The organism is Achromobacter sp. 2789STDY5608621, assembly GCF_001299375.1.
In the GTDB taxonomy this organism is placed as follows: domain Bacteria; phylum Pseudomonadota; class Gammaproteobacteria; order Burkholderiales; family Burkholderiaceae_B; genus Achromobacter; species Achromobacter insuavis.
The window spans coordinates 224,137-247,349 of record NZ_CYTU01000004.1 but is presented as its reverse complement, the minus strand read 5'-3'; the positions used below and the strand labels follow the sequence as shown (position 1 = coordinate 247,349).

The following is a 23,213-nucleotide window of genomic DNA, read 5'->3' as shown; positions in this document are numbered from 1 at the left end:
CACCTGCTGCGCAGCAAGGCCGTGCTGCTGCCGGGCGTGAAGGTTTCGCTGGTCAACGAAAAGACCGGCGACACCAAGACCTGGCAGTACCAGGACGGCCTGCGTGGCTACCTGTCCGAAGCCCTGGCCGGCGCCGAACTGATGGTGCCGTTCTTCGAGGGCGAGCAATACGCCGGCGCCGACCATGAAACCTTCGCCGAAGGCGAGGGCGCCCAATGGGTGGTGGCCTGGACCGAGGACGGCAACGCCGTGCGCGAGTCGTATGTGAACCTGATTCCGACGCCGGCCGGCGGCACCCACGAATCGGGCCTGCGCGAAGGCCTGTTCGGCGCGGTCAAGGGTTTCGCCGAACTGCACAGCCTGCTGCCCAAGGGCGTGAAGCTGCTGCCCGAGGACGTGTTCGCCCGCGCCAGCTTCGTGCTGTCGGCCAAGGTGCTGGATCCGCAATTCCAGGGCCAGATCAAGGAGCGCCTGAACAGCCGCGACGCGGTGCGCCTGGTGGGCGGTTTCTCCAAGAGCGCGCTCGACCTGTGGCTGCACAGCAATGTCGAATACGGCAAGAAGCTGGCCGAGCTGGCCATCCGCCAGGCGCAGGCGCGCCAGCGCTCGGCCCAGAAGGTCGAGAAGCGCAAGAGCTCCGGCGTGGCGGTGCTGCCCGGCAAGCTGACCGACTGCGAATCCAGCGACGCCACCCGCACCGAGGTCTTCCTGGTCGAGGGCGACTCGGCCGGCGGCTCGGCCAAGATGGGCCGCGACAAGGAATTCCAGGCCATCCTGCCGCTGCGCGGCAAGGTGCTGAACTCCTGGGAGGTCGATCGCGACCGCCTGTTCGCCAACAACGAAATCCACGACATCTCGGTTGCCATCGGCGTCGATCCGCACGGCCCGGGCGATTCGCCCGACCTGTCGGGGCTGCGCTACGGCCGCATCTGCATCCTGTCGGACGCCGACGTCGACGGCTCGCACATCCAGGTGCTGCTGCTGACGCTGTTCTACAAGCACTTCCCCAAGCTGGTCGAGGCCGGCAACGTCTACGTCGCCAAGCCGCCGCTGTTCCGCCTGGACGTGCCGGCGCAGGGCAAGCGCCCGGCGCGCAAGATCTACTGCCTGGACGAGGGCGAGCTGGAAGCCGCGCAGGACAAGCTGCGCAAGGAAGGCTCGCGCGAAAGCGCCTGGTCGGTCAGCCGCTTCAAGGGCCTGGGCGAAATGAACCCCGAGCAGCTGTGGGAAACCACCATGAATCCGGACACGCGCCGGCTGCTGCCGGTGGGCTATGGCGACCAGACGCCTGAAGACACCACCCGCATGTTCGACATGCTGATGGGCAAGGGCGAGTCCTCGCAACGCCGCGCCTGGATCGAAGAGAAGGGCAACCTGGCGGAGCTGGACATCTGATGACGCCGTCCGCGTCCCCGTCGCCGGCCGCCGCCATGGCGGTCGACCTCACCGCCGACGACTACGCCGAGTTCGCGGCGTACGTGTACAAGCGGCCGGAACTGCGGCGCCGCCGCTATCTGTCGCACCTGCGCTTCGCGGTGCTGATGGTGGTGGTGCTGCTGGGCTACCTGGTTTGGCAGACCTGGGACGGGCACGGCCCCAACTGGAGCCTGCTGCTGCCGGTGTACTTCGAGGGGCTGGCGGTGGGCCTGGGCATCCTGGCGCTGCTGGCGCTGGCCTACGAGTTCGTGCTGCCGGGGCTGGTGCGCATGAACACGCGCCGCATGCTGGCCAAGCGGCCCGACGGCCTGTTCCTGGGGCGTCACCAGCTGGTCTTCGGCGCCGGAGGCATCGACGACCGTGTCGCCGACGCCTCCGGCCGCATCGACTGGAACGACGTGCGGCGGGTCGAGGAAACGCCGCAGCATCTGTATGTCATCCTGGGGACGCTGCAAGGCGTGATCATTCCCAAGCGCGGGCAGGACGCCGCCACGCTGGACGCGGTGCGCGCCCAGTTGCGCGAGCACGTGGCCGATGCCCAGCTGCTGGGCGCCGCGGCTCCCCGATGACGCCGTTTCAATGAATCTATCTACCTGAAACCATCATGACCGACAGCAATCAACACGGTTTGTTCGACGCCGCGCCCGACGAGGGCGGCGATGCCGCCATCACCCTGGCGCGCTATGCCGAACAGGCCTATCTGGACTATGCCGTGTCCGTGGTGCGGGGCCGGGCCCTGCCCGACGTCGGCGACGGGCAGAAGCCCGTGCAGCGCCGCATCCTGTTCGCGATGCAGGCCATGGGGCTTGCGGCCGGCGCCAAGCCGGTGAAGTCCGCGCGCGTCGTCGGCGACGTGCTGGGCAAATACCACCCGCACGGCGACCAGGCCGCCTATGACGCCATGGTGCGCATGGCGCAGGACTTCTCCCTGCGCTACCCGCTCATCGACGGCCAGGGCAACTTCGGTTCGCGCGACGGCGACAACGCCGCCGCCATGCGCTACACCGAAGCGCGCCTGACGCCGATCGCCAAGCTGCTGCTGGACGAGCTCGACGAAGGCACGGTCGATTTCGTGCCCAACTACGACGGCAGCCAGCAGGAGCCGCAGATGCTGCCGGCGCGCCTGCCGGTGATGCTGCTGAACGGCGCGTCCGGCATCGCGGTCGGCATGGCCACCGAAATCCCGCCGCACAACCTGCGCGAAGTGGCGCAGGCCTGCGTGGCGCTGATCAAGCAGCCGCAACTGCCGGACGCCGAGCTGTTCGGCATGATCCCCGGTCCGGACTTCGCCGGCGGCGGCCAGATCATCACGCCGGCCGCCGACATCGCCCAGATCTACGCGGGCGGGCGCGGCTCGCTCAAGGTGCGGGCGCGCTGGCAGTTCGAGGAAATGGCGCGCGGCCAGTGGCAGCTGGTGGTCACCGAGCTGCCGCCGGGCACCTCGTGCCAGAAGGTGCTCGAAGAGATCGAGGAAATCACCAACCCCAAGGTCAAGAGCGGCAAGAAGAGCCTGACGCCCGAGCAGACGCAGGCCAAGGCCGTGATGCTGAACCTGCTGGACGCGGTGCGCGACGAATCCGGCAAGGACGCCGCCGTGCGCCTGGTGTTCGAGCCCAAGACCTCGCGCGTCGACCGCGACGAATTCGTCAACACCCTGCTGGCGCAGACCAGCATGGAAAGCAGCGCCTCGGTCAACCTGGTCTGCATCGGCACCGACGGCCGTCCGCGCCAGAAGGGCCTGCGCGACGTGCTGGTCGAGTGGCTGGCGTTCCGCACCCACACCGTGCTGCGCCGCACCCGGTTCCGTTTGGACAAGGTGATAGACCGCATCCACGTGCTGGAAGGCCGCATGGTGGTCTACCTGAAGGTGGACGAGGTCATCCAGACCATCCGCGAATCCGACGAGCCGCGCGTGGCCCTGATGGAGCGTTTCAACCTGTCCGAGCGGCAGGCCGAGGACATCCTCGAAATGCGCCTGCGCCAGCTGGCGCGCCTGGAAGGCTTCAAGATCGAGCAGGAGCTCGCGGACAAGCGCAAGGAGCAGGTCTCGTTGCAGGAACTGCTGGACAATCCCAACACCCTCAAGCGCCTGCTCATCAAGGAAATCGAGGCCGACGCCAAGCAGTATGGCGACGATCGCCGCACCCTGATCGAGACCGCCGAGCGCGCCGTGCTCGAAACCAAGGTGCTGGACGAGCCGGTCACCGTGGTCGTGTCGCAGAAGGGCTGGCTGCGCGCCCGTCAGGGCCACGGCCACGACGCCTCGCAATTCGGCTTCAAGCAGGGCGACGACCTCTATGGCGCGTTTGAATGCCGCACCACCGACACGCTGATCGCCATGGGCGACAACGGCCGCGTCTATTCGGTGCCGGTGTCCGGCCTGCCTTCGGCGCGCGGCGACGGCCAGCCGGTCACCACCATGATCGACCTGGAAAGCGGCACCCGCATCGTCCACACCATCGCGGCCGCGGCCGACAGCCGCTGGCTGCTGGCCACGCGCGGCGGTTATGGCTTTGCCGCCAAGCTGTCGGACATGACCAGCCGCCAGCGCGCCGGCAAGCAGTTCATCACGCTGGAGGCGGGCGACGAGCTGCTGCGCCCGGTGCCGCTGTTCGAGGGCGCCACGCAACTGGCGCTGCTGTCGCAGAAGGGCAAGTTCCTGGTGTTCGGGCTGGACGAACTCAAGTCGCTGTCCGGCGGCGGACGCGGCACCATCCTGATGGGGCTGGATGGCGCCGACAAGCTCGACCAGACCGTGCCGATCGGCGCGCTCGGCCTGCGCGCGGCCGGCATCTACCGCAACAAGCACACCGAGGACATCCTGGTGGGCGCGGCGCTGGCGGTGTACGTCGGCAAGCGCGCGCGCAAGGGGCGGGCGCTGGACGTGCGGCCCAAGCAGCCGCTGCTGTCGCCGGTGCTGGGCTGATCGCGGTCCGGTTGACGATACCGATGAACGGCGGACCTCGCGGGGTCCGCCGTTTTGTTTCCGGGGTTGGACTTGACCAACGCCGGGGGCGCGATATTTAATAGATAGATCAATCAGTCTATTAATTTTCCCCGCTGCACCATGCGCAAAATCGACCCCGCCCGACAGCAGGAGCGGCGCCGCCAGATCCTGGCCGCCGCCGCCGAGTGCTTCGCCGAAAACGGCTTTCATGCCACCTCGACCGCGCAGATCTGCGCGCGCGCGGCGATGAGCCCCGGCAACCTGTTCCACTATTACGCCAGCAAGGCCGAGATCATCGAGGCGCTGATCGCGTCCGACACCGACACGCTGCGCGAACACCGCCAGGCCGGCGGCGGCGCCGGCGATGCGCGCGCCGCCCTGGTCGGCTGGGTCGACCAGAACCTGGCACAGTACCGCGATCCGGGCTTTGTCCGCCTGGGCATGGAGATCCTGGCCGAGGCGGTGCGCAATCCGCGGGTGCACGCGCTGGTCATGGCCAACGAAAGCGAACGCAAGGCGTCGCTGACGGCGCTGCTGGCGGCGGTCTGGCAGGGCCTGCCGCCGGACGCCATGCCGCGGCCCGTGGCGGAAATGGCCGACCTGCTGTTGTTGCTGCTGGACGGCATCTACAGCCGGTCGGTGGTGGATCCGCGGTTCGACGCGGCCGCCGGCGGGCGGCTGCTCGACGCGGCGTTGCAGGGCTGCCTGCCGCCCGCGCCCGGCGCGGCGGGAGCGCGGCCATGAACGCCGCCGAAAACGCCTTCGTCGGCGCCGCCACGGCCGCGCCGCCGCGCCTGGCCCAGGTCGACGCGCTGCGCGGCTTCGCGCTGTTCGGCATCCTGGTCGTCAACATCGGCGTGTTCGCTTCGCCGTTCTACGCCAACGGCATCACCGACCCCGCCTATTCGGGACCGTGGGACGTGGCGGTGCGCTGGCTGGTGGCGTGGCTGTTCGAGACCAAGTTCTACCTGCTGTTCTCGTTCCTGTTCGGCTATAGCTTCACCTTGCAGATGAGCGCGGCCGAACGCGGCGGCGCCGCCTTCGGGCCGCGCTTCCTGCGGCGCCTGGCCGGCCTGGCGCTGCTGGGGCTGGCGCACGCGGTGCTGTTCTACCAGGGCGACATCCTGCTGACTTATGCCTTGCTGGGGTTGGCGCTGATGGCCTGCCGCCGCATGGAGCCGGGCCGCGCCTTGCGCCGCGCGCTCTGGCTGATCGGGCTGGCCTCGCTGGCGTGGGCCCTGCTGGCGGCGTTGAGCCTGCTGGACCCCGTCGGCACCGTCGAGTTGAGCCGCGCCGCCAGCGTGGTCTCCGCGGCCGATTCGCAGGCCGCCATCGACGCCTATCACGGCACGATCGCCAGCACCATCGCCCGCCACTGGTACGAACTTACCAGCAGCATCTGGGGCGTGATCCTGCTGGTGCAGGGACCGTTCGTCTTCGCCATGTTCCTGGTTGGCTATGCGCTGGGCCGGCGTCAGGCGCTGGCCGATCCGTGGTGCCAGCCGCGGGCGCTGTGGCTGCTGTGCGCGCTGGGAGCGTTGCCCGGGCTGGCCGGGTCCGCCGCCTATGCGACCACCGCCTTGCCGTCGATGTCCCCGTTGTGGGAAACCCCGGGCCTGGCCATGGATCTGTTCACGGCGCCGCTGTTGAGCATGTCGTACGCCGCGGCCTTGCTGTTGGCGATGCGCACGCGGCCGGGCGCCGCGCTGGCGCGCACGCTGGCGCCGGCCGGCCGCATGGCCCTGAGCAACTACCTGATGCAATCGGCGCTGTGCGCCTTCCTCTTCACCGGCTGGGGCCTGCGCCTGACGGGCAGCGTGTCGCCGGGCGCGGCGCTGGTGATCGCCGTGGCGATCTTCCTGGCGCAGTTGCCGTTGTCGGCGTGGTGGTTGCGCCGCCACGCCTACGGCCCGGTCGAATGGCTGCTGCGCGCCCTGACCATCGGCGCCTGGCCCGCGTGGCGCCGTCCGTCGCCGGGGCAGGCCGGCTAGCGCCGGCCGCGGCGGTTCAGCGGCCGCTGTCGGCGATGGCGGCGTCGATGGCGCCGGCCAGGCGGTCGGTCAACTGGTCCAGCTCGTCGTCCGTGATGATGAAGGGCGGGGCCAGCAGCACGTGGTCGCCCTGGCGGCCATCGATGGTGCCGCCCATCGGATAGACCATCAGGCCGCGCGCCATGGCTTCGCGCTTGATGCGCGCATGCAGCGACAGGGCCGGGTCGAAGGTCGCCTTGCTGGCGCGGTCCTGCACCAGCTCCACGCCCATGAACAGCCCGCGGCCGCGGATATCGCCGACGTGCGGATGGTCGCCCAGCGCCTGCCGCAGGCGCTGGCGCAGCCCGTCGCCCTGGGCGCGCACGCGCGCCAGCAGGTTGTCGCGCTTGATCACCTGCTGCACCGCCAGCGAGGCCGCGCACGCGGTGGCGTGGCCCAGGTAGGTGTGGCCGTGCTGGAAGAAGCCGCTGCCTTGCTGCATCGCCTGCACGATGCGTTCCTGCGCCATGACCGCGCCGATCGGCTGGTAGCCGCCGCCCAGGCCCTTGGCGATGGTGATCAGGTCGGGTGTGATGCCTTCCTGCTCGACGGCGTACACGGTGCCGGTGCGGCCCATGCCGCACATGACCTCGTCGGCGATCAGCAGCACGCCGTGGCGGTCGCAGACCTCGCGGATGCGGCGGAAGTAGCCCGGCACCGCGGTCACCGCGCCCGAGGTCGCGCCCACCACCGGCTCGGCGACGAAGGCCATCACGCTGTCGGGGCCGAGGCGCTGGAAGGTCTGCTCCAGTTCCTGCGCCAGGCGTTCGGCGTATTGCTCATCGGTTTCGCCAGCCGCCTGGTCGCGGTAGGCATAGCAGGGTGACACGTGCGCCACGTCGATCAGCAGCGGCGCGAACTGCGCCCGGCGCCAGGCGTTGCCGCCCACCGCCAGCGCGCCCAGGGTGTTGCCGTGATAGCTCTGGCGCCGCGCCACGATGTGGCGGCGCTGCGGCTGGCCGATCTCGACGTAGTACTGGCGCGCCATCTTCAGCGCGGCCTCGATCGCCTCCGAGCCGCCCGAGACGAAGTACGCATGCGAAGTGCCGGCCGGCGCGTCGGCGACCAGCGTCGCGGCCAGTTGCTCGGCGACCTCGGTGGTGAAGAAGCTGGTGTGGGCATACGCCAGCGCGTCGATCTGCGCGTGCATCGCCGCCTGCACGTCCGGATGGTTGTGCCCCAGGCACGAGACCGCGGCGCCGCCGGAGCCATCCAGGTAGGCGCGGCCCGCCTGGTCGTAGAGCCAGGCGCCCTGGCCGCGGACCGCGACCGGGGGCGTGCTGCGCAGGGAGCGGTGGAGAACGTGGGTACTGGTCATGGCGTGGAACTCCGCGGAAGGCGTGGGGAAGGGGAAAGGGCGATTCAACCGGGGTGATTCATTCGGATCGCGGCGCGCGGCCGCGCTTGGGCGGCGCGTCCTGCCAGTAGGCGCCGTCCGCCTGCAGGCGGGCATCGATTTCGGCCAAGCGCTGCAGCACCTCGTCGCCGCCGCGGGCCGCCAGCCGCGCGATCAGGTGTTCGGCCAGTCCCAGCAGGCCCGCGGTGCTGTGGAAGAACGATCCGGGGCCGCGCAGCGCCGGCGCGTCCGGGCCGGGCTCGTCGGCGCGGGCGAAGCGCAGCACGTGGCCGGCCGTCCGCGCCACGGGATTGTCGGCGCTGTCGGTCAGCGCCAGCACGGTGACGCCGCGCGCGGCGATCTGACGGGTCAGGCGCACCGTGGCCGTGGGGTAGGGGGCTTGCGACACCACCACCAGCGCATCGCCTGGCTGCAGGCTGTCGGCGTCTTCGGCCGCGGCCCCGCCCAGGCCGTCGATCAACAGGCCGTTGCGGCGTATGAGGTGGTAGGCGTAGCGCATCTGGAAGGCGATGCCGAAGGCCGAGCGCGTGCCCAGGAAGCCGACCTGGCGGGCGCGCAGCAGCGCGTCGACGGCCGCGTCGAAGGCGGCGGCGTCATTGGCCTGCCAGATCGAGGCCAGCGCCGCGGTCTGCAGGTCGGTGAGCGCGTCGTGTCCGTCGCCGCCGGCCTGGCGCGCGTGCGAGGCCTGCAAGCGCGCGGCGCGCTGCCGCAGGCCGTCCTCGGCGCCGCCGGCCAGCGCGCGCTGGAACGGGGCGCGGAACGCCTCGTAGCTGTCATGGCCGGCGGCGCGGGCCAGCCGCAGCATGGTGGCGGGCGACACGCCCACCGCCTGCGCCTGGCGCCGCATCGACCACAGCCCCACTTCGGCCGGATGGGCCAATACCCAATGCGCGGCGCGCTGCAGTTCGGCGGGCAACGTCGCGCTGAGATGGCGCAGGTGGTCTTGCAGGGGAGCGATCACGGTGGCGGAGCGGGCAAGTCATTTTCTATAAAACAAATGCTACATCTATATTGAATGGAAAAACAGTTGTTTTATTTGCGGATCGTAGGGCAACTCCGACATATCGTAACGACGCCGCCCTCCTGGGAAGCCCCTGGCGACATGACGGCGGATAGCGCGGAAATGATTACAAAATGGCCGGTGATCGGGTTTGACACAGGGATAGGTCACCCATATCATTCGTATAGAAATCAATTTAGCTGAACTAATTCAGTCATGAATAAACAGACCGTAACCGACCCCGCGCAGCAATATGACCTGCGCATCCTGCGGGCACTGCGCCGGATCACGCGATCCATCGCGTTGCATTCGCGCCAGCTGTCCGCCGTGAGCCACATCACCGCGCCGCAGCTGATGTGCCTGCGCACGGTCATCGCCAACGGTCCGCTGACGGCCACGGCGATCAGCCGCGAGATCCATGTCAGCCCCAGCACGGTCGTCGGCATTCTCGACCGCCTGGAAGACAAGGGCCTGATCCGCCGCGAGCGCGGCCGCGAAGACCGCCGCATCGTCTTCGTGACCGCCACCGACGCCGGCCGCGAGGTCGCGCAGCAGGCGCCGTCGCCGCTGCAAAAGCATCTGGCCGACGCGCTCAACGCGTTGCCGGAGCTGGAGCAGGCCACCATCACCCTGTCGCTGGAGCGCATCGTGGCGCTCATGGAAGAAGAGAGCGGGGTCGCGACGGAAACCCAGGGCGACGTATCGTCGCCCATCCTCGAGGTGCCCACGGGTGGCGCGCCTCCCGAATCAGGATTGGTTGTATGAGAGCAAACGAACTGAACGACACCACTACGAACTCAAGTGCCGTGGCGCCGGCGGCGGGCAGCAAAACGCATCTGTTGCGTGAGCCCCGCCGCAAGGACGGCGCCGCGATCCACCAGCTCATTGCCGAGTGCCCGCCACTCGACCTCAATTCCCTATACGCGTACCTGCTCCTGTGCGAGCACAACCGCGGCACCTGCGTCCTGGCCGAAAGCGCCGGAGGACGCATCGATGGATTTATCTCCGCTTACGTGCTTGCCGACCGGCCCGACGTGTTGTTCGTCTGGCAGGTCGCCGTGCACACCCGCGCACGCGGCCAACGGTTAGGCCGCGCCATGCTTCGGGCGCTCTTGCAACGCGAGGGGCTCGCGCATGTTCGTCATCTTGAAACCACGGTGGCGCCTGACAACCAGGCATCGCGCCGCACCTTTGCCGGCCTCGCCGGCGAGCTGGGCGCCCACGTCTCCGAGCAGCCGTTCTTCGACCGGCAGCTTTTCGGCGGCGCGGACCATGACGACGAGATGTTGTTGAGGATAGGCCCGTTCACCTTGCCCGCCCCGTAGGCGGCAACGCGGTCCTGTCGAAAACCGGGATGGCTTTGACGCATCCGGATGCGCCCGGCGCGCATGCGGAAGGGATCTGGCCGTCTGTCAACTTATGAGATGAAAGGGAGGATTAATCACATGGACTTGAAAATCTTCGACCGGATGGAGTCGGAAGTACGGGGCTATATCCGGTCGTTTCCCGTGATATTCAGCCAGGCCAGGGGATCGACGCTGGTGGATGAGGACGGTGGCGAATACATCGACTTCTTCAGCGGCGCCGGCACGTTGAACTACGGCCACAACAATCCCATCCTCAAGGAAAAGCTGCTCGAGTACGTGCAGGCCGACGGCGTGGTGCATGGCCTGGACATGGCCACCAGCGCCAAGAAAAGCTTCCTCGAGGCGGTCGACCGCGTGCTGCTCAAGCCGCGCAACTGGCAATACACCCTGCAGTTCACCGGCCCCACCGGCACCAACGCGGTCGAGGCGGCGCTCAAGATCGCGCGCCAGGTGAAGGGGCGCCCCAATGTGATTTCCTTCACGCATGGCTTTCACGGCGTCAGCGGCGGCTCGCTGGCGGTGACCGCCAACATGAAGTTCCGCGATGCCTCCGGCTACCCGCTGGCCAACACCACCTTCATGCCCTATGACGGCTACTTCGGCCCGGACGTGGACACCATGGCCTACCTGGAGCGCATGCTGGAAGATCCCAGCAGCGGCATGGACAAGCCCGCCGCCGTCATCGTCGAGACGGTGCAGGGCGAGGGCGGCGTCAACGTCGCCACGCTGCGCTGGCTCAAGGAACTGGACAAGCTCTGCAAGCGCCACGACATGCTACTGATCGTGGACGACATCCAGGTCGGCTGCGGCCGCACCGGCACCTTCTTCAGCTTCGAGGCCGCGGGCATCCGCCCTGACATCATCACGCTGTCCAAGTCGCTGTCGGGCTTCGGCCTGCCGATGTCGCTGGTGCTGATGAAGCCCGAGCTCGACGTCTGGAAACCCGGCGCCCACAGCGGCACCTTCCGCGGCAACAACCTGGCGTTCGTCACCGCCACCCAGGCGCTGGAAACCTACTGGGCCAACACCGCGTTCACCGCCGAGATCCAGCGCAAGGAGCGCCTGGTGCGCGACTGGCTGGAAAACCTGGTGCACAGCTATCCCAACGCCGGCCTGTCGGTGCGCGGCCGCGGCCTGATCCAGGGCCTGGTCAGCAACGCCGCCCCGGCGCTGTCCAACCGCATCGCCGCCAACGCCTTCAAGCGCGGCGTGGTCATCGAGACCTCGGGCGCGCACGACGAAGTGCTCAAGCTGCTGCCGGCCCTGACCATCGAGGAAGACCTGCTGTCCAAGGGCCTGGACGTGATCGAGGCGAGCGTGGCCGACGCGCTGGCCGAAGAGGGGCAGTCCGCCCGCATCCTGAAATTTGGAGGAAAACGTCAATGATCGTACGCAATGTCAAAGATGTGATCGGCACCGCCGACGAAGTCCGCACCGACACCTGGGTCAGCCGCCGCGTGCTGCTCAAGAAGGACGGGATGGGCTTTTCCTTCCACGAGACCACCATCTTCCCGGGCGGCCGTACCCACATCCACTACAAGAATCACCTGGAAGCGGTGTGGTGCATCGAGGGCGACGGCTCCATCGAGACGATTGCCGACGGCAAGAAGTACGAACTGGGCCCCGGCGTGGTCTACGCCCTGAACGAGCATGACGAGCACTGGCTGTGCGGCGGCAAGGAGCCGCTGCGCGTCATCTGCGTCTTCAACCCGCCGCTGACCGGCCAGGAAGTGCACGACAAAGAGGGCGTCTACGCCCTGCCTGAAGCCGAAGCCCAAGCGGCCTGATACAAGGAGGTTCGCATGATCTCACCTGCGCAGGATCCGTACGCCTCCCGTACGGATCGAAGTTCCGCCATCATTTCCCGCCAGGATCCGGTGGTCTATGAAGAAGGCAACTACGCCAACGCCCTGAGCGGCGAGCAGATCGGCAGCTACGAGCGCGATGGCTTCCTGCTGCTGGAGGACCTGTTCTCCGACGCCGAAGTGCGGGCGCTGTCGGCCGAGGTCGAGCGCATGACGCGCGACCCGTCGATCATCCGCCGCGAAGAGTCGATCACCGAGCCCGGCAGCAACGCCGTGCGCTCCATTTTCATGGTGCACGTGCTGAACCCCGTGCTGGCGCGCCTGGTGCGTGATCCGCGGCTGGTCAACGTGGCGCGCCAGATCCTGGGGTCCGAGGTCTACATCCACCAGTCCCGCGCCAACATGAAGCCCGGCTTCAAGGGCAAGGAGTTCTACTGGCACTCGGATTTCGAGACCTGGCACGTGGAAGACGGCATGCCGTCGATGCGCGCGCTGAGCTGCTCGGTGCTGCTGACCGAGAACAATGACTGCAACGGCCCGCTGATGCTGGTGCCGGGGTCGCACCGACAGTTCATCTCGTGCGTCGGCGAAACGCCCAACGACCACTACAAGCAGTCGCTCAAGAAGCAGGAGTACGGCGTGCCGGATCCGGTCAGCCTGCAACTGCTGGTCGAGCAGGGCGGCATCCGCACCATGACCGCCAAGGCGGGCTCGGTGGTGTTCTTCGACTGCAACACCATGCACGGCTCCAACAGCAACATCTCGCCGTGGCCGCGCGCCAATGTGTTCATGGTCTACAACAGCATGGAAAACACGCTGGAGCCGCCCAAGTACGGCCTGACCCCGCGTCCCGAGCACATCGCCACGCGCAAGGCGTTCAAGGCGGTGACGCCGCTGGATACGCTCAAGCTGGTCGGCGGCTGACGCGTCACGGCGGGGGCGGTGTGGCGCCGTCCCTCGCACGCCACTCAAGCCCAGGCCCCCGGCCTGGGCTTTTCGCTGGCCATCCGCTATGCTCTGGCTCCCCGCCACGCCCGCATCCGCCGCCATGTCCGCCCGCATCCTCAGCCTGCATATCTACCCGGTCAAATCCTGCGCCGGCATCGACCTGGCCGAATCGCCGGTGGACCGCGCCGGGCTGGCGCACGATCGCCGCTGGATGCTGGTGTCGGCCGACGGCCAGTTCATGACGCAGCGCCAGTGGTCCGCCATGGCGCTGATCCGCACGGCGCTCTCCGCCGACGCGCTGCGTCTGTCGGCGCCCGGCATGCCCGACCTGGAGGTGCCGCTGGATGGATCGGCCCTGCAGCCGGGCGTGGAGACGGTCGGCGTCTGGAAGGACACGCTCGACGCGCGCCGCGAAAGCGAGGCCGCGGCGCAATGGTGTTCCGATTTTCTCAAGACGCCTTGCCGCCTGTACAAGGTGGATGCCGCGGCGGCGCGGCCCGCCAAGCCCGAATGGGTGGACAAGTGGACCGCCGGCCATCCCGACCTGGCCGACGTGTTCGGGGGCGATCATTTCTTCGGCTTCGCCGACGGCTTTCCGCTGCTGGTGGCGAACCAGGCCTCGCTGGACGACCTGAACGCCCGCCTGCGGGCCAAGGGCGTGGCGCCGGTGCCGATGGACCGTTTCCGGCCCAACATCGTGGTGCAGGGCGAGTGGGAGGCCTTCGAGGAAGACCACACCGCCATGATCACGACCGGCGCGGTCAGCATGGCGTTCGTCAAGCCGTGCACGCGCTGCTCGATTCCCGACATCGACCAGCGCACCGCCGTGCAGCACGACGAGCCCGGCCGCACGCTGGCGGGCTACCGCAATCTGGATATCGGCGTGGTGTTCGGCCAGAACGCCATTGTCGACGCGCCGGCCGGCGCGCGCCTGAAGGTGGGCGACGGGGTCGAGATCGAACTGGATTTCTAGCCCGCCGCGCCCCGGCGCGAGGCCGGGGCCGTGGGAATCAGGCGTCCAACCCTCAGGCCGACGACAGCTTCAGGCCGACCAGGCCCAGCACGATCAGCGTGACGCTGGCGATGCGCAGCCAGCTGATGGATTCCCCGAACAGGATGATGCCGGCCACGAAGGCGCCGACGGTGCCGATGCCGACCCACACCGCGTAGGCGGTGCCCAGCGGCAGCGTCTTCATGGCCAGCGCCAGCAGCCAGAAGCTGATGAGCATGCCGCCCACCGTCACCAGGGACGGCATCAGGCGCGTGAAGCCATGGGTGTATTTGAGGCCGACGGCCCAGACGATTTCGAACAGGCCGGCCAGCACAAGGATGATCCAGGTCATGACGACTCCTACTTGAGAGGGGTCGTCCCCGGATTGATGCGTTGCCGGCAATGGCCAATGCCGCCGTTGCCGATGGCAAATGCCGCCATGTGGCGGCGGACGCAGCAACGGGCCGTCCCGTCGCGGCAAAAATTATAGAATACCGGCTTCCGACGGCAAAACCGGGTGTCGTCGGGCTGCATGCCCGCAGGTGCGCGCCATCCGCGGGTGTTTTCACATTTATCGCATCACTTCGCGTTCCGGCACGCGAAACCAGGATATTCCCATCATGCAACGCATCATGCTGCGGGCAAAGCTGCACCGCGTCACGGTCACCGAAGCCGACCTCCACTACGAGGGTTCTTGCGGCATCGACGAAGACCTGCTGGACGCTGCCGGCATGCGCGAGTTCGAACGCATCGAGCTCTACAACATCAACAATGGCGAACGCTTCGATACCTACATCATCAAGGCGGCCCGCGGCAGCGGCATCATCTCGCTCAATGGCGCGGCCGCGCGCCGGGCGCAGGTCGGCGACCTGATGATCATCTGCACCTACGGTCCGATGTCGGAAGAGCAATCCGCCACCCACAAGCCGCAGGTCGTGCTGGTGGACGACGCCAACCGCGTCAAGGAAATCCGCAAGTTCCCGGCCTGAGGCCGGGCCGGGCGGCGCGCCGCGTGGCGCGCCGTCAACCCTGATCCGTTTCATCATGAGCTTCCAGGTCATCATTCAACCCAGCAAGCATCAATTCCCGGTCGAGCCCGGCCAGACCGTGCTCGACGGCGCCCTGGCCGCGGGCATCGTGCTGCCCTACAGCTGCCGCAACGGCGCCTGCTCCACTTGCAAGGGCAAAGTGGTGTCCGGGGAGTTCGACGCCGGCCAGTACCCCGCGCAGATCCTCTCGCCCGAGGAACTGGCCGACGGCTACACCCTGTTCTGTCAGGCCCGGCCCGCGTCCGACCTGGTGGTCGAGTCCACCGAAGTGCGCCTGGCCAGCGACATCCAGATCCGCAAGCTGCCTTCGCGCGTGCAGACCATGGAGCGCGCGGCGCCGGACGTGACCGTGCTCAAGCTGCAATTGCCCGCCTCGGAGCAGTTCCGCTATTACGCCGGCCAGTACATCGAGGTCATCCTCAAGGACGGCCGCCGCCGCAGCTATTCCATGGCAGGCGCGCCGCACACCGGCAGCCCGCTGGAACTGCACATCCGTCACATGCCGGGCGGCGTCTTCACCGACCACGTGTTCGGCGCCGGCGACACCCAGATGAAAGAGCGCGAGATCCTGCGCCTGGAAGGCCCGTTCGGTTCGTTCTTCCTGCGTGAAGACAGCGACAAGCCGGTCATCCTGCTGGCCAGCGGCACCGGCTTCGCGCCGGTCAAGGCCATCGTCGAGCACATGATCCACAAGAACATCCGCCGTCCGGTCTCGCTGTACTGGGGCGGCCGCCGCCCGCGCGACCTGTACATGGATGAACTGGCGCAGTCGTGGGCCCGCGACCTGCCGGACTTCCGCTACGTGCCGGTGGTGTCGAACGCGCTCGAGGAAGACGGCTGGAACGGCCGCGACGGCTTCGTCCACGAGGCCGTGCTGCAGGACATCCCCGACATGTCGGGCCACCAGGTCTACGCCTGCGGCGCGCCTCCCATGGTCGACGCCGCGCGGCGCGAATTCAGCGCCCAGCGCGGCCTGCCGCCGGAAGAGTTCTACGCCGACGCCTTCACGTCCGAGGCCGACCTGGCGAAGGCCGCGACCTGAATCCAGCAGGGCGGCGCATGATCCGAAAGGGAAGGAATCCGGCCACGGCGGGTTCCTTCCCTTTTTTTGATGGAGTCGGCCGTAGGCGGGGGCGGGGCGGCGGGGTAAACTGCGGTGTCATCTTGGCAGCGGCTTGCCACGGGACGCGGGCATCGTGTCCGCGGGCTCAGTGGGCCGGCAGGGAGCAATGCGGGCATGAAAGTAGCGGTATTGGGTAGCGGCATCATCGGAATCTCCAGCGCCTGGTGGCTCAGCCAGGCGGGCCACGACGTCGTGGTCATCGACCGCTGCACCGGACCCGCCCAGGAAACCAGCCTGGCCAACGGCGCGCAGATCTCCGTCTCCTACGCCGAGCCGTGGGCCAATCCTCAGGCGCCCCTGAAACTGCTCAAGTGGATGTTCCAGGACAACGCGCCGCTGCTGTTCCGCCCGCAGCTGGACTGGCGCCAGTGGATGTGGGGCCTGGCCTTCCTGCGCGAATGCCTGCCGGGCCGGCTGGCGCCGAACATCCGCGCCATGGTCCGCATGGCCGAATACAGCCGCGCCACGCTGCGCGGCATGCGCGCCGAGCTGGGCATCGAATACGACCACCTCGAGCGCGGCATCCTGAATTTCTACCGCGACCAGCACGAATTCGAGAACTCGCAGCGCGCCGCGGGCCTGATGCGCGACTTCGGCGTCGAGCGCCGCGTCGTGTCCACGGACGAGGTCATCGCCATCGAGCCGGCCCTGGCGCCGCATCGCAACACCATCGTCGGCGGCGACTACACCCCCGAGGACGAAAGCGGCGACGTGCACCTGTTCACCGTCGCGCTGGCCGAGCGCTGCGCGCGCGCCGGCGTCGAATTCCGCTACAGCACCCGCGTCACCCGGCTCATCACCCAGGCCGGCGCCGTCAGCGGCGTCGAACTGATCGAGCCCGACGGCCGCTACGGCACCCTGGCGGCCGACGCCTACGTGGTGGCCATGGGCAGCTTCAGCCCGTCGCTGCTGCGTCCGCTCGGCATCCCGTGCAACGTCTATCCGGCCAAGGGCTATTCGGCCACCTTCCCGGTCCTGAACCCCGGCGGCGCGCCCACGGTCAGCCTGACCGACAGCAGCCACAAGGTGGTGTTCTCGCGCCTGGGCGATCGCCTGCGCATGGCCGGCACGGCCGAGCTGTCCGGCTATTCGCGCGGCCTGAACACCGGCCGCTGCGAAGCCATGACGCGGCTGGCCCGCGAACTCTTTCCCGACGCGCTCGATTTCGAGCGCGTCAGCTATTGGTCGGGCCTGCGCCCGTCCACTCCCTCGAACGTGCCCATCATCGGCCGCAGTCACATTCCCAATTTGTATATCAATACCGGACACGGTACTCTCGGCTGGACGATGGGCGTCGGCTCGGGCCGGGCACTGGCCGACCTGCTGAGCGGACGTCGTCCAGAACCGGAATTCCCTTTTCTTGGTCTATGAACCTATGAAGAAATTGCAATTGGCGGGCATTGCCCGCGCGATGTTCGCCAGCCGGCGCACATGGGTCTTTGGCGCCGCCATGGCGGTCGCGGGCGCGGTCCATGCCGCGCCCGTCGAAATCCAGGTCTGGCACACGCTGCCGGACGCCAACAAGGCCGAATTCGAAAAGCTGGCCAAGCAGTACAACAAGGAGCAGGACCAGGTCAAAGTGACCCTGCGCGCCTTCGCCTCGCAGGCGCAACTGCAGCAGGAAGCCACCGCCGCGGTCAAGGCCAAGAAGGCCCCCAACCTGGTGCAGCTGAACGACAACCACTCGCCGGAAGTCGTGGCCGAACACAAGGCCATCCTGCCGATGTACGAATTGCTGGCCAAGTATCCGATCAAGGACCTGAACTGGTTCGTGCCGGCCACCAGCAGCTTCATCCGCGACGGCAAGGGCCGCCTGCTGGCCTTCCCGTGGATGGCCGAAGTGCCGGTGATGTTCTACAACACCGCCGCCTACAAGAAAGCCGGCCTCGATCCCAACAAGCCCGCCCGCACCTGGACCGGCCTGCAGGCCGAGCTGCTGAAGCTGCGCGACGTCGCCGACCTCGACTGTCCCTACGCCTCCAGCGACCAGGTCTCGGTCCACCTGGAAAACCTGGCGCCGGTGAACAACCAGCTGTACACCAGCAACAACAACGGCCTGGACGCGGTCACCAAGAAGAGCGCGGCGCCGGCGATGCAGTTCGACACGCTCTACATGCGCCACATCTCGCTGATGGTCAGCTGGAAGCGTTCGCTGCTGTTCATGGCGCACACCGCCGACAACAGCGCCGACAAGCTGTTCGCCAAGGGCGAGTGCGCGGTGCTGACCGGCAACTCGGGTTCGTTCGGCCAGTTCCTGAACACCAAGTCGCTGGCCTTCGGCGTGGCGCCGCTGCCTTACTACGACCAGGCCACCCAGACCGGCGGCCAGCCGTTCGTGAGCGGCTCGGCCCTGTGGGCGCTGGATGGCCGTCCGAAGGACGAGGAAAAGGCCACGGCGCAGTTCCTGGCCTGGCTGTCCAAGCCCGTGATCGCGGCGGAATGGCACCAGCGCACCGGCTACCTGCCGCTGACCGAAGCCGCGTTCCGCGCCTCGGACGTGTCGTTCTACAAGAGCATCCCCGGCGCGCAAGCCGTGGTGGCCTCGATGAGCACCCGCCCGGTCGCCAACAGCCGTGGCTTCCGCATGGCCAACTACGACCGCATCGAGCCCGTGTTCAACCAGCAGCTCAACGACGCGCTGGAAGGCAAGACGCCACCGGTGTCGGCCCTGAACAACGCCGCCAACCAGGCCCGCGCCATCGCCACGCAGCGCTGATCGCAGGCCTCGCCAGGCAGGCGCCGCGGCGCCGCCTGGCTCCCCGAAAGCCCGGTTTCCGAACCGGGCTTTTTTTCATGGGCGCGGCCGGCGGGGAGGGGTGCCGGCGCGGTTGCGTGGCGCCGGCGTGAGCGGGATCGATTGCTCCCTGCGTACATGCCGATCTGTGAGGATTGCCCGCGCGCCTGCACCATGATGGCGTTGCGGCCCGCTTCCGGGTCGCCGTCTTTGCGAAGGTGGCGCGGATGATACGAAGATTCTTCCTGGCGGCGGGGCTGGCGGGCCTGGCCGGATGCGCGGCGTGGCCGTCCGCGCGGCCGGCCGCCGGCGCGTCCTGGCGGGCGGCCGGGGCCGCGTCGCGGGCGTACGATTTCGATTGGCGGCTGTCCGGCGATCCGGCGGTGGCGCCGATGCAGGTGTTCGACGACGGCCGCGAAACCTGGCTGCAATTCGCGCCGGGCCAGCCGGTGCCGGCCATTTTTGGCGTCGATGCCGCCGGCGAGCGGGTCCTGCCTTATGCGCGGCGCGATCCCTACGTGGTGTTGGCCGGCCGCTGGGACGGCCTGGCGTTCCGTGGCGGCCGCCTGGCGGCGCGGGCGCGCCGCGCGTCGTGCCTGCCCCGGGAAGGCCGCGGCGCCTGCGGGTCGTCCCCGACGGTGCAAGGCGCCGACAACCCTCTATAATCAAAGATTCGCCTAAATTCTGCTTCATCCACGATGAAATCCTCCGAGATTCGCCAGCAGTTCCTGCAATTCTTCAAGTCCAAGGGACACACCATCGTCCCTTCGTCGTCGCTCGTGCCGGGCAACGATCCGACCCTGCTTTTCACCAATTCGGGCATGGTCCAGTTCAAGGACGTCTTCACGGGCAAGGAATCGCGGTCGTACACGCGCGCCACGTCGTCGCAGCGCAGCGTGCGCGCCGGCGGCAAGCACAACGACCTGGAGAACGTGGGCTACACCGCCCGCCACCATACGTTCTTCGAAATGCTGGGCAATTTCAGCTTCGGCGACTACTTCAAGCGCGACGCCATCCAGTACGCCTGGGAACTGCTGACGCAGGTCTACAAGCTGCCCGCCGACAAGCTCTGGGTCACCGTCTACCAGGAAGACGACGAGGCCTATGACATCTGGGCCAAGGAAGTCGGCGTGCCGACCGAGCGCATCATCCGCATCGGCGACAACAAGGGCGCCCGCTACGCGTCGGACAACTTCTGGCAGATGGCCGACACCGGTCCCTGCGGCCCGTGCTCGGAAATCTTCTACGACCACGGCCCCGAGATCTGGGGCGGCCCCCCGGGATCGCCCGAGGAAGACGGCGACCGCTACATCGAGATCTGGAACCTGGTGTTCATGCAGTTCGAGCGCGACGCCGCCGGCAACATGCCGCGCCTGCCGCGCCCCTGTGTCGATACCGGCATGGGCCTGGAGCGCATCGCGGCCGTGCTGCAGCACGTCCACTCCAACTACGAAATCGACCTGTTCCAGCACCTGATCGCCGCCGCCGCGCGCGAAACCGGCATCAAGGACCTGGAAAACAATTCGCTCAAGGTCATCGCCGACCACATCCGCGCCTGCTCGTTCCTGATCGTCGACGGCGTCATCCCCAGCAACGAAGGCCGCGGCTACGTGCTGCGCCGCATCGTGCGCCGCGCGCTGCGCCATGGCTACAAGCTGGGCCAGACCAAGCCGTTCTTCCACCGCCTGGTGCCCGACCTGGTCGCCGAGATGGGCGAGGCCTATCCCGAGCTGGCCGCCACCGCCGAGCGCGTGGCGCAGGTGCTCAAGCAGGAAGAAGAACGCTTCGGCGAAACGCTGGAACACGGCATGCGCATCCTCGACGGCGCGCTGGCCAACGTGCCCAAGGGCGGCCTGCTGGACGGCACCACGCTGTTCACGCTGTACGACACCTACGGCTTCCCGGTCGACCTGACCGCCGACATCTGCCGCGAACGCGAAGTCGACGTCGACATGGCCGGCTTCGAAGTCGCCATGGAACGCCAACGCGACCAGGCGCGCGCCGCCGGCAAGTTCAAGATGGCCGAGGGCCTGAGCTACGAAGGCGCGGAAACGCGCTTCGAGGGCTACGAGAAGCTCGAACTCGACAACGTCAAGGTCACGGCCCTGTACGTCGACGGCACCCAGGTGCAACAGGTGCAGGCCGGCCAGAGCGCCGTGGTGGTGCTGGACGCCACCCCGTTCTACGCCGAGTCCGGCGGCCAGGTCGGCGACACCGGCCTGCTCGAGGCCGCCGGCGTGCGCTTCGCCGTGGGCGACACGCTCAAGATCCAATCGGGCGTGTTCGGCCATCACGGCACGCTCGAAGAGGGCAAGCTGGCGGTGGGCGACACCGTGCTGGCGCGCGTGGACGCGGTGCGCCGCGCCCGCACCGTGCGCAACCACTCGGCCACCCACCTGATGCACAAGGCCCTGCGCCAGGTGCTGGGCGCGCACGTGCAGCAGCGCGGCTCGCTGGTCGATCCCGACAAGACCCGTTTCGACTTCGCGCAGGACGCGCCCCTGACGGCCGAGCAGATCGCCCGCGTCGAGGCCATCGTCAACGCCGAGATCCTCGCCAACCAGCCCACCGTGGCCCAGGTCATGGCCTACGATGACGCCGTCAAGGGCGGCGCCATGGCGCTGTTCGGCGAAAAGTACGGCGACACCGTGCGCGTGCTCGACATCGGCTTCTCGCGCGAACTGTGCGGCGGCACCCACGTCGGCCGCACCGGCGACATCGGCCTGTTCAAGATCGTGTCCGAAGGCGGCGTGGCCGCCGGCGTGCGCCGTATCGAAGCCATCACGGGCGACAACGCCCTGGCCTGGGTGCAGAACCAGAGCGCCTTGCTGGCCCAGGTGGCCGGCATGCTGCGCAGCACGCCCGCCGACCTGCCGGCCCGCATCTCGCAGGTGCAGGACCAGGTCAAGCTGCTCGAAAAAGACCTGGAGCAGTCGCGCAGCAAGCTCGCCGCCAGCGCCGGCAACGACCTGGCCAGCTCCGCGGCCGTCGAGGTCAAGGGCATCAAGCTGCTGGCCGCCAGCATCGGCGACGTCGATCCCAAGGCCCTGCGCGGCATGGTCGACAACCTGAAGGACCGCCTCAAGCCCGCCGTGGTGCTGCTGGCCACCGGCTCGGCCGATGGCAAGATCAGCGTCGTCGGCGGCGTCACGGCCGACCTGACCAACCGCATCAAGGCCGGCGACCTAGTGGGCTTCGTCGCCAGCCAGGTGGGCGGCAAGGGCGGCGGCCGTCCGGACATGGCCATGGGCGGCGGCACCGATCTGGCGGCATTGCCCGCCGCGATCGCCAGCGTGCAGAAGTGGGTCGATGAGCGCCTCTGATCTGGACACCGCGCCGGCCGTGCCGGCGCCGTCCTTCGACCAGGACGTCGACGCCAGCGGCCTGACCTGCCCGTTGCCGATCCTGCGCGCCAAGAAGGCCCTGGCGCAGATGGAAAGCGGCCAGGTGCTGCGCGTCCTGACCACCGACCGCAACGCCATCCGCGACTTCCAGGCGTTCGCCCGCCAGACCGGCAACGTGCTGGTCGCGCAACACGAGGCCGATGGCCGCGGCGTGCATTACCTGCGCCGCCGCTGATCCGGCGCTCCATGAAAAAGGCCAGCCTTTCCGGGCTGGCCTTTTTGTTTGGCGCGATGGCGCGCGTCTGCGCGCCGCGCCGTCTATTTATGGATGGCCGCCGCCACCGCCTGCGTGATGGTGAAGTCCACCAGATCGCCTTCCTTCAGTTTCGCCAGGCGCGCCTGCATTGCCGGATCCTGCACCTGGATCGTGCGCAGCGCGCCCTGCGGGCCCTTCAGGGTGACGAGATTGGCGCTCTTGTTGATGTGCCAGATCTCGGCGGTGATGGTGGTCTGCCGCCCGACCGCGCCGCCCGGCTTGGCTCCCTTGGCGCTGCGCGTGCCAGCGGTCTGGGTGACCACTTCGGGGGCGCCCGAGCCGGCCGGGCGCACATCGACGGCCACCGACTCGTAATAGTCCAGCGTCAGCGAGTCGCCCGGCTTGATCTGCTTGAAATTGCGCACTTCCGGGCCCGCCTGGACATCCACCACATTGCCGTTGGCGCCCTGCAGGGTGATGGTGCGGGTGGCGGGGTCCACCGCGGTGACCTTGCCGGTGGCGGTGGTCAGCGCGGCGCCGACCACCCGGGCCTGGGCTGCCATCGGCAGCGCCAGCATGCCCGCCAGCAGCCCTGTTGCCGCCAGGCGCGCGACAGGGGTGAAGACAGTTTTACGGTTCTTCATGGTGCAGCACCCTCCGGTAGAGGAAGTTGGGGGAAAACGCGGGAAAAAAGGGGTGCGATCAGTCGCCGAGAAACCGGGGACGTTTGCGCAGGCGCGGGGGACGCGAGGGCGGAGAAGGGCGGCGCCGTTGCGGCGCGGCCAGGGGAGGCGGGCTTGCGGATGTGGCGCAGGATGACATTCC

The 23,213-nt window shown here is 68.1% G+C and carries 22 protein-coding genes; 18 read left to right on the top strand and 4 right to left on the bottom strand.

What is annotated here, in order from left to right; all coding sequences use genetic code 11:
• The 5 genes from AOZ53_RS06990 to AOZ53_RS06970 all read left to right on the top strand — a co-directional run.
• On the top strand, positions 1-1,395 hold a 1,395-nt coding region (locus tag AOZ53_RS06990), incomplete at its 5' end, for a toprim domain-containing protein (protein WP_054487353.1).
• Positions 1,395-2,006, top strand: coding sequence for a YcxB family protein (locus AOZ53_RS06985; RefSeq protein WP_054487351.1), 612 nt, complete (start codon positions 1,395-1,397; stop codon positions 2,004-2,006). The genes AOZ53_RS06990 and AOZ53_RS06985, both read left to right, overlap by 1 nt.
• Positions 2,007-2,041: 35 nt before the next feature.
• Positions 2,042-4,363, top strand: coding sequence for a DNA topoisomerase IV subunit A (gene parC / locus AOZ53_RS06980; protein ID WP_054434238.1), 2,322 nt, complete (start codon positions 2,042-2,044; stop codon positions 4,361-4,363).
• 141 nt (positions 4,364-4,504) lie between these two features.
• Positions 4,505-5,128, top strand: coding sequence for a TetR/AcrR family transcriptional regulator (locus AOZ53_RS06975; RefSeq protein WP_054434240.1), 624 nt, complete (start codon positions 4,505-4,507; stop codon positions 5,126-5,128).
• Positions 5,125-6,375, top strand: coding sequence for a DUF418 domain-containing protein (locus AOZ53_RS06970; RefSeq protein ID WP_054487349.1), 1,251 nt, complete (start codon positions 5,125-5,127; stop codon positions 6,373-6,375). The genes AOZ53_RS06975 and AOZ53_RS06970 overlap by 4 nt, the downstream gene beginning before the upstream one ends.
• A gap of 16 nt (positions 6,376-6,391) precedes the next feature.
• On the opposite strand, the gene AOZ53_RS06965 is transcribed toward AOZ53_RS06970, so the two are convergent.
• Complete coding sequence (locus AOZ53_RS06965) at positions 6,392-7,732, bottom strand: aspartate aminotransferase family protein (RefSeq protein ID WP_054487347.1); 1,341 nt, start codon at positions 7,730-7,732, stop codon at positions 6,392-6,394.
• 58 nt (positions 7,733-7,790) lie between these two features.
• The gene (locus AOZ53_RS06960; RefSeq protein WP_054434245.1) at positions 7,791-8,732 is read right to left on the bottom strand and encodes a MurR/RpiR family transcriptional regulator; all 942 of its coding nucleotides are present in this window, start codon (positions 8,730-8,732) and stop codon (positions 7,791-7,793) included.
• 255 nt (positions 8,733-8,987) lie between these two features.
• Here AOZ53_RS06960 and AOZ53_RS06955 point away from each other — a divergent pair, with 255 nt between their 5' ends.
• The 6 genes from AOZ53_RS06955 (at position 8,988) to AOZ53_RS06930 (ending at position 13,864) form a co-directional block, all read left to right on the top strand.
• The gene (locus tag AOZ53_RS06955) at positions 8,988-9,536 is read left to right on the top strand and encodes a MarR family winged helix-turn-helix transcriptional regulator (RefSeq protein ID WP_006387826.1); all 549 of its coding nucleotides are present in this window, start codon (positions 8,988-8,990) and stop codon (positions 9,534-9,536) included.
• Positions 9,533-10,096: a diaminobutyrate acetyltransferase gene (gene ectA / locus AOZ53_RS06950; protein ID WP_054434247.1), complete on the top strand. Its 564-nt coding sequence runs from the start codon at positions 9,533-9,535 to the stop codon at positions 10,094-10,096. Before AOZ53_RS06955 ends, ectA begins: the two co-directional genes overlap by 4 nt.
• Before the next feature lie 120 nt (positions 10,097-10,216).
• Entirely contained in the window at positions 10,217-11,524 is a 1,308-nt protein-coding gene (gene ectB / locus AOZ53_RS06945; RefSeq protein WP_054474651.1) for a diaminobutyrate--2-oxoglutarate transaminase, read from the top strand.
• Entirely contained in the window at positions 11,521-11,925 is a 405-nt protein-coding gene (locus AOZ53_RS06940; RefSeq protein WP_006387829.1) for an ectoine synthase, read from the top strand. Before ectB ends, AOZ53_RS06940 begins: the two co-directional genes overlap by 4 nt.
• A gap of 15 nt (positions 11,926-11,940) precedes the next feature.
• Positions 11,941-12,867: an ectoine hydroxylase gene (gene thpD, locus AOZ53_RS06935; protein WP_054434250.1), complete on the top strand. Its 927-nt coding sequence runs from the start codon at positions 11,941-11,943 to the stop codon at positions 12,865-12,867.
• A 124-nt stretch (positions 12,868-12,991) separates the two neighbouring features.
• Positions 12,992-13,864: an MOSC domain-containing protein gene (locus AOZ53_RS06930; RefSeq protein WP_054474650.1), complete on the top strand. Its 873-nt coding sequence runs from the start codon at positions 12,992-12,994 to the stop codon at positions 13,862-13,864.
• A gap of 52 nt (positions 13,865-13,916) precedes the next feature.
• On the opposite strand, the gene sugE is transcribed toward AOZ53_RS06930, so the two are convergent.
• A complete protein-coding gene (sugE, locus tag AOZ53_RS06925; RefSeq protein WP_054434254.1) occupies positions 13,917-14,234 on the bottom strand; it encodes a quaternary ammonium compound efflux SMR transporter SugE in 318 nt (105 codons plus the stop codon).
• A gap of 268 nt (positions 14,235-14,502) precedes the next feature.
• Here sugE and panD point away from each other — a divergent pair, with 268 nt between their 5' ends.
• The 7 genes from panD (at position 14,503) to AOZ53_RS06890 (ending at position 22,367) form a co-directional block, all read left to right on the top strand.
• A complete protein-coding gene (gene panD / locus AOZ53_RS06920) occupies positions 14,503-14,871 on the top strand; it encodes an aspartate 1-decarboxylase (RefSeq protein ID WP_006393954.1) in 369 nt (122 codons plus the stop codon).
• A gap of 55 nt (positions 14,872-14,926) precedes the next feature.
• A complete protein-coding gene (locus AOZ53_RS06915; RefSeq protein ID WP_054487345.1) occupies positions 14,927-15,973 on the top strand; it encodes a CDP-6-deoxy-delta-3,4-glucoseen reductase in 1,047 nt (348 codons plus the stop codon).
• A 195-nt stretch (positions 15,974-16,168) separates the two neighbouring features.
• Positions 16,169-17,425, top strand: a complete 1,257-nt coding sequence (locus tag AOZ53_RS06910) for a D-amino acid dehydrogenase (protein WP_006393956.1) — start codon at positions 16,169-16,171, stop codon at positions 17,423-17,425.
• Between the two features lie 4 nt (positions 17,426-17,429).
• Positions 17,430-18,770, top strand: coding sequence for an extracellular solute-binding protein (locus AOZ53_RS06905; RefSeq protein WP_054434257.1), 1,341 nt, complete (start codon positions 17,430-17,432; stop codon positions 18,768-18,770).
• Between the two features lie 245 nt (positions 18,771-19,015).
• A complete protein-coding gene (locus AOZ53_RS06900) occupies positions 19,016-19,453 on the top strand; it encodes a TrbG/VirB9 family P-type conjugative transfer protein (RefSeq protein ID WP_054487396.1) in 438 nt (145 codons plus the stop codon).
• A 33-nt stretch (positions 19,454-19,486) separates the two neighbouring features.
• Entirely contained in the window at positions 19,487-22,111 is a 2,625-nt protein-coding gene (gene alaS, locus AOZ53_RS06895) for an alanine--tRNA ligase (protein ID WP_054487343.1), read from the top strand.
• Entirely contained in the window at positions 22,098-22,367 is a 270-nt protein-coding gene (locus AOZ53_RS06890) for a sulfurtransferase TusA family protein (protein ID WP_054478963.1), read from the top strand. Before alaS ends, AOZ53_RS06890 begins: the two co-directional genes overlap by 14 nt.
• 83 nt (positions 22,368-22,450) lie before the next feature.
• Here AOZ53_RS06890 and AOZ53_RS06885 read toward each other — a convergent pair whose 3' ends face one another.
• A complete protein-coding gene (locus AOZ53_RS06885) occupies positions 22,451-23,032 on the bottom strand; it encodes a hypothetical protein (protein ID WP_054434262.1) in 582 nt (193 codons plus the stop codon).
• Positions 23,033-23,213 lie beyond the last annotated feature (181 nt).